Genomic DNA, 7,138 nt, shown 5'->3' on the forward strand with positions numbered 1-7,138 from the left:
CATTAAAACTTCGGGAAAGACGACTCGTAGTAACTTATGTAGGGGGCGATTAGAATTCATGGGATTGATATTGCTTAATTTAACCGCAAAGATAATTCACTTTCGCGTATTAACATAATATACCCACTGGGTTTTCGGACTGATCCGATATACCATTCTTTATTTTTAGATTATGCAAACTAACAGTGTAGATTTAACATACCCACAGGGTTTTCGGACTGATCCCTAATTTCGGATTACAACAGAAAAAAACAGAAAACAAAAGCGGTTAACTATCTCATCAGTCAACCGCTTTTTTATTTTTGTAGTGGGTACGAGAATCGAACTCGTATACCATGCGTGAGAGGCATGTATCCTAACCGTTAGATGAACCCACCCTCGCATTTGCCTTGTACACCCTCAGGGATTCGAACCCTGGACCCACTGATTAAGAGTCAGTTGCTCTACCAACTGAGCTAAGAGTGCATCTGGCGGAAGCTGGGGGATTCGAACCCCCGGTACGGTTACCCGTACGTCAGTTTAGCAAACTGGTGGTTTCAGCCACTCACCCAAACTTCCTTTTTTTATAACCAGCATTATTTTCAAATGCGATGCAAATGTAGGGCAAACTTTTGGATTGTGCAAATCTTTCCTACATATTTTTTTATCGTTTTCATACAATTTGAGATAACACGTTAACACTCAAACCTTAAAAACAAGAAAAAAAATAACACATATCACCCCCTTCTTTTCAACCTTTCCTTATCTTTGCGCAATTTTTAAAGCATAGTGCATATACGCGGACAATGATACAACAAGAAAGCCTGAAAAAGCGGCTTGCCAAACTGACCGCCCCCATCTTTATAGAAACACTCCTCATCATGATGCTCGGTGCGGTGGACACCATCATGCTGAGCCGCCACTCAGACAACAGTGTTGCTGCCGTAGGAGTAGTCAATCAGATTATCATGCTCACTTTCCTTGTTTTCGAGGTCATCAACCTCGGAACGTCTGTTCTGTGTTCCCAGTATCTTGGTGCGAAACTACACAAGAAAGTAGTGCAAGTAGTTGGCGTATCCATCCTCGTCAACCTGGCGGTAGGTATCACGGTCAGCCTGGTACTTTTTTTCTGCGCCCGTCCCATCTTTGCCTAAAAGCGAAGAAAGACTGAACCTCAGCATAAAAAATGGACACGTTCATTTTGTTCTGCATTCAGTTTGCACTATCTTTGCAAATTGAAAGCAAAGATAGGTTGAACCTTGCCCATCTTGCTTGTAGAACAAAAAATTATGGCTTTATGGATGCACTATTGAAAGAAACCGTAGATGCCGCTATCAACTCCCGCTATCCGGGCATGGCTCCCGAGGGAAGAAGGTTGATAGAGGAAATTCTTATTCGCAAGGAAATAGAAAAGGGCGCATTATTACTCAATGAAGGGCAGATAAGCCATAATATCGTATTTGTAGGAAAAGGTATGTTGCGTCAATTCTATTATAAAAACGGTAAAGACGTCACCGAACACTTTTCCTATGAAGGATGCATCATTATCTGCATAGAAAGTACCTTAAAGCAGGAACCCACCCACCTCATGATTGAGGCACTCGAGCCGAGTGTCGTATACCTGCTGCCATACAACAAGTTGTTAACACTCACCGAAATTTCATGGGAAATAAACATGTTTTATCGGAAAATACTGGAATATTCCCTAATTGTCTCACAGATAAAGGCTGACTCCTGGCGGTTTGAGACTGCACGCGAGCGCTACAACCAGCTCATGGAACATCAGCCTGAGGTCATCAAGCGAGCTCCCTTGTCGCATATTGCATCCTATCTGCTGATGACCCCCGAAACACTGAGTCGGGTACGCTCAGGCACGCTGTAACCCTCCTCCTGTCTGCCCGGAGAATACATATCTGAATTTATATAGAAATTTTACCTTTTCTCCTCCTAAACGTACATTGATTACCATACAATCATTTCATGGTCAAGGTTGTTTCATATGTATTTATAATATAAAAATCAGATTATGAGAACTATGCATAAATTTCCATCCTTTCTACTACTTCCACGGATGCCGTAGCCGAAAAAGACACCAACACACCTAACACTACTACCAGCGAAAGCTATTTTGATTCTGCCGCCATGGCAGCTACCAAGGAAGCCATCAGTACTCATGCCGCACAAGAAATAGGCGATGTGAAGATAGAAGATAACCATTACATGATTACCCTTCCCTAAGGTTCACAAATCGCCGATAACTATGCCGCAAAAATAAAAGCTAATGTCAAGGCAGATGCAATAGTTGCCAGAGACTACAACAAAGTGAACGGCAAAGCTAAAGTGTTGCGTATGGAAAACCGCGACTATGTCGCCATAGAAGACGTGAAACCGACAGTAGAAGTAACCAGCCAATAGGAATATACCACAACACCCGAAGCTGCTCTGGAAACTGCCGATGCATCAACCGAATTGTCCTATAAAATCAGAAAAATCATCACTGCCAATGAAGGGCCCACACAACAGAGGAGACATCTACCGCATGATACATGACGGACAGAGCTACGAAGAACTGTTCTGCGAAAACAGAGAACCAGTCCGGCAGAAAAGGAAGGGCTTTTGGACATGTTTGAAAAAATAATATCCAAAGGAGATTTTTGACTTATGTCAATTCGTAACCCGTAAAAACCTTCTAATTTTGCACTCAAAATAAAAAAAGATTAGTTTTTATAAAAGTAAAGAGATTCGTTTTTAGGGTGCACTTAAAAAAACAGGCAATATCCACAATAGTTATTGCCTATTTTTATATATAGCCAGAAACCAAGTACATCAATACAGACTTCCCTGACCGACTTCCGTAAAGAGCTTAGCCAACTTCTCCACCACCGGCTTCATATAACGTTCTCCTTTATCGGCAGAAGCTTTTTGGGGATTCCCTACCCCGCTGTCCACTGTAACATTATCCCAATGGCGGGGAGCCCAGCCAACCTTTTCATTCAAGGAAGGAATGGCAAACGGTTTGGATTCTCCGTCACCGGCCTCAGCCAGGTTCACCAGTTCGGGATGGTAATGCATCATGACGGAAGTCTCAGATTCGCCGGCATGGTCGTCGACAGCAGCCTCAAAGTAGCCTTTTGGGGGAACAATGCTAAACCAGTCGGCAGCGATAATCAGAAAATCGGGATACACAAACGCCAGGTCACGAATCATTCCCTTGAAGTTATTGCCGCCATGACCGCTGAGAATAATCAGCTTGCGCATGCCTTGTAGATAGAGAGAAGCAACTATGTCTTCCAGAATGGCCTGCTGGGTGGAGTAGCGCGTATGAATGCAGAACGGAAGTTCGTGTTGTCCCGGATTGTGTGCACCGAAAGGTACGGGAGGCATCACCATGCAGCGTACACCGGAATTCAGCAAAGCCAGCGCAGCCGCATCTACGGCAATGTCATGCGGCAGAATACAATCAGTAAGATAAGGCAGATGCAGATTATGGGGCTCCGTAGCTCCCCACGGCAGGATGACAACGTCATACTTCACTCCTTTCACCTTTCCATAGCAGGAAACAGCAAGATCAATTTCTCTTTTTTCCATGACAACTTATTTTTTTTTTTTGGGGGGGGTAAATCTTTACCGCAAAAGTAAACATTATTCCGTCACATTAAATCTATTGCCGACGATATTCCTTAGGCGACATGCCGGTGTGATGCTTAAAATACTTACCAAAGAAGGATTGGTTGGCAAAGTGCAGCTCGTCTGCAATTTCCTGAATGCTCAACTCGGAAGACTTCAACAAGGCTTTAGCTTCCAAAACGACGAGACTGTCAATCCATTCGCCTGCCGTCTTTCCGCTGATTTCCTTCACTACGGTAGAAAGGTGCTTGGCGGTGAGGAACATCTTATCGGCATAGTAAGACACACTGCGCTCTTCCTTGTAAGACTCTGAAACGGCACGAATAAAGCGCTCGAACAAATCTTCCTTTCTGCTCTTGGGAATACGTTCCTGAGAAACATGTCCTTGATAAATATTATATATCTCATAAAAAAGGGCCAACAGCAACCCTTGGGTGATTTCCTTACGGAAAGGATTGTCTTTCAGCTTCACCTTGCTCCAAAGAAAAGAGTGATACTCCTGGAATGACTGGGATTCTTCGGGAGTAATCTGAACGAAAGGCCGCTCCTTAATCATGAAAAACATGGGGAAAAGTTGCTGCATGGTAGGTATCACCATATCCATAAAGTCCTTTGAAACGGCAATGAAAAGCCCAGAAAAATCTTCAGAGCGTTCCCGTTGCAGAACTATCTGATCGGGAAGAATAACACCTAACATACCCTCCCGCATTTCACATTGCTGCAGGTTTAGTTCCAGTTTACACCACCCTTTCAAGCAGACAGTCAGGCAAGCAGCATTCAAACGGGTGGGATAAGAGCTCAAAGGCATGTCCTTGATATCATCAAAAATAGCAAAATCATTGCCGATGAAATCAATCATCGACAAATGATGTATCTGGGAAATATCTACATTCCGTATCCTCTTAGTATCCATGTTTTTTGTGCTTTGGCGACAAATGTAGGACTATTTTGCGGAAATCAGCTCTAAAAATCCTTAAATGGGAAAAACAGAACACTTTTAGTTCATTATCTTGAAGCCAATAAAGAAAGTTCTCGGCTGCGTCGGTCCGTAGAAATAACCCGCATCACGAAATTCCCCTTTATCCAAGTCTTTCTGGAAACTATTGAAGATATTCTGTACGCCCGTGTTCAGCTGAAGCTTGATATGATCGTGAAGCACAAAAGTATAGTTCAACTTCACATTCAAGTCCAGAAATTGGGGAGTATGCTCCATGCTGTCTGAGGTAATATTACAGAATGCACCCTCAGGAGCATCTTCCGGTGCGTAGTGCGGAACAATCATCTTTCCCGTATAGGTACCGGAAAGAGAAAAATCAAAATTCTTTACTGGCGCAGACGAGAAAGTGAAGTACCCGTAATAATCCGGCGTACGGGGCATGCGTTTGGTGGTAAGGTCTTCTCCGTCCACCTTCGTCCAGGCTTCCTCATGAGTATAACGGCTTCGCTGTGCTGTAAATCCAAGCTGAAACTGCGCCTCCTTGCCATGGGCAATCCTTGCATCCAGATTGGCACCGTATACACGTGCGCCGTTTCCGTTGCGACGCTCTTTGATTACATCCCCTACTTCGTTCTTACCAATATCCTCGAGCACAAAGACATGGCGCAGGTCTGTATAGAAACCTTCCACCAAGATGTTTGCCTGCCAGTGCCCCAGATGAGCAGTCCAGTCTACCGAACCACTGTAACTGTTGGAACGTTCTTCACGCAGATTATCGGACAATTTGATTTGAACCCCCTCGCCGCCTACTGCTGTTACATGCAAGTCCTCATCATACGCCTGCGGAGCACGGAAACCGGTAGAGTAAGTCAAGCGTGCCTGAAAATCATCTGTCGGCTTGTAGAGCAGGTTGACGCGGGGACTAAAAATAAGCTTGTCAATCAAGTTATGCTTGTCCAGGCGGGCGCCGACCAGCATGGTCAGTGCATTCATTTTCCACTCATTCTGCACGAAAGTGCTGGCAATGCGGACATCCTGCTCCATGTCACGATGATAGCCGGTCATGACATCATGCAGGGAGTTATTCTGATATTCCAGTCCGCCCGTGAAGGTGGCAGGAGCAAAGAAGCAATTGTCCATATTGCCCACATACATGCCACCGGCAACCCAGGTCAAATCTTTCGTCTTGCCGTAGGCATTCATATCCTTTTGGGCACCATAGTAACTGTTGCGGTCAGTGTGCTGGATGGAGGTGTAAGCTGAAATCTTATGCTTATACTCTTTCCAGAACAAATCGTAGCTCATACCTCCGCTATTGATGATATGCTTGGTCTGTTCAGTAATGTCCGTTTCATGCGGCTGCAAATCAAATTTATTACCTCCGCGACGAAGTTCGTTAGTGGTATGGTACTCCAAATTGATACGACTGAAATGCGTGGGACGGTAATAGGCGCGGAAACCGAAGGTATTCATATTCAGCTTGCCCAGTTCGGAAAAGCCGTCACCGTCGCGGTCATATGGGTTACGATTGCGATAACTCTCATAAAGGGCGATACCGTAAGAATTGTCTTTGGCAACCAACGATACATTGCCACCCATATATTGTTCCCAGGACTTGCCGTCCATATTGGAGAACATGCTTGATACCTGGAAGGAATTGTTGATGGGGTCTTTGGTTATGATGTTGATGGTACCTCCCACGGCATTTGCTCCAAACAGGGCAGAACCTCCGCCACGCACCACTTCCACCCGTTCAATCATATTCACGGGGATTTGCTCCAGTCCGTACACACCGCTCAATGCGCTGATGATGGGACGGCTGTTTATCAATATCTGCGAGTATGGCCCTTCCAAACCATTGATGCGAACTTGGGGGAAGCCGCAGTTCTGACAATTGTTTTCCACACGCAGGCCCGACTGGTAGTTCAGTGTCTTGGCAAGGTCGGTGGAGTTGACCATCTCAAACAGTCTGGTACTCATCACATTTACGACTACCGGAGCTGCCTTGCGGCTCACCTCGTTTCGGTTGGCGGATACCACCACTTCATCGGTCATGAAGTTCTCCTCTTCCATCGGGAAATGTATGACCGCAGTGAAGTCCTTGCTCACCGTCACCTCCTTCTCTTGGGTCTTGTAGCCTACTGCCGACACACGAAGTTTGTATTTTCCCACCGGAAGCTTGCGGAACTCAAACTGTCCTTCTTCATTGGAAACCGTTCCCTGCCCACTGCCGATAATCAAAACTGTGGCATACGGTATATTTTCCTCCGTACCTTTCACTATCACATGGCCGGAAATCATATTGCCTTCCTTTATAGGATTTACGGCAAAAGCTACGCTGGCACTTACCACTGCAAGTACCAACGCCAAAATGTATTGTTTCATCAAATTAGCGCTCTAAATTAAAAAAGTAATTCAAGTTTGAAAAAGATAATAACCCACTACTGTCCCATTAAAATCTGAAAAAGTTCTTTGAAATTATTGAAATATAGTTAGTTACATGGATTTTTCGAGCGAACGGACTTGAAATTTTATCTTTGCGGTAGTTTTACTATGACCGCATATGTTTCAAGACAAGTTTGTATTTGCTCAGTT

General features: G+C 44.6%; 4 protein-coding genes, 3 tRNA genes and 1 pseudogene. 2 read left to right on the forward strand and 6 right to left on the reverse strand.

Annotation, left to right across the window (positions count from 1 at the left end; translation table 11 throughout):
- Positions 1-305: 305 nt before the first annotated feature.
- The 3 genes from HU824_RS18790 to HU824_RS18800 form a co-directional block, all read right to left on the reverse strand.
- Positions 306-377 (reverse strand) — tRNA-Glu (locus tag HU824_RS18790).
- A 15-nt stretch (positions 378-392) separates the two neighbouring features.
- A tRNA-Lys gene (locus HU824_RS18795) sits at positions 393-465 on the reverse strand.
- Positions 466-468: 3 nt separating this feature from the next.
- Positions 469-558 (reverse strand) — tRNA-Ser (locus tag HU824_RS18800).
- A 227-nt stretch (positions 559-785) separates the two neighbouring features.
- Here HU824_RS18800 and HU824_RS18805 point away from each other — a divergent pair.
- Positions 786-1,124: pseudogene (locus tag HU824_RS18805) on the forward strand (MATE family efflux transporter); the annotation flags it as partial.
- Positions 1,125-1,276: 152 nt separating this feature from the next.
- Positions 1,277-1,861, forward strand: a complete 585-nt coding sequence (locus HU824_RS18810; protein WP_136011139.1) for a Crp/Fnr family transcriptional regulator — start codon at positions 1,277-1,279, stop codon at positions 1,859-1,861.
- 944 nt (positions 1,862-2,805) lie between these two features.
- On the opposite strand, the gene HU824_RS18815 is transcribed toward HU824_RS18810, so the two are convergent.
- From HU824_RS18815 to HU824_RS18825, 3 genes are all read right to left on the reverse strand, one after another.
- On the reverse strand, positions 2,806-3,567 hold the full coding sequence (locus HU824_RS18815) for a creatininase family protein (RefSeq protein WP_176469683.1): 762 nt from the start codon (positions 3,565-3,567) through the stop codon (positions 2,806-2,808).
- A 73-nt stretch (positions 3,568-3,640) separates the two neighbouring features.
- Positions 3,641-4,519, reverse strand: coding sequence for an AraC family transcriptional regulator (locus tag HU824_RS18820; protein WP_136011137.1), 879 nt, complete (start codon positions 4,517-4,519; stop codon positions 3,641-3,643).
- A gap of 84 nt (positions 4,520-4,603) precedes the next feature.
- Positions 4,604-6,928: a TonB-dependent receptor gene (locus HU824_RS18825; RefSeq protein WP_176469684.1), complete on the reverse strand. Its 2,325-nt coding sequence runs from the start codon at positions 6,926-6,928 to the stop codon at positions 4,604-4,606.
- Positions 6,929-7,138: the final 210 nt, after the last annotated feature.

The organism is Bacteroides sp. L10-4, assembly GCF_013373675.1.
Taxonomy (GTDB): Bacteria; Bacteroidota; Bacteroidia; order Bacteroidales; family Bacteroidaceae; genus Bacteroides; species Bacteroides muris.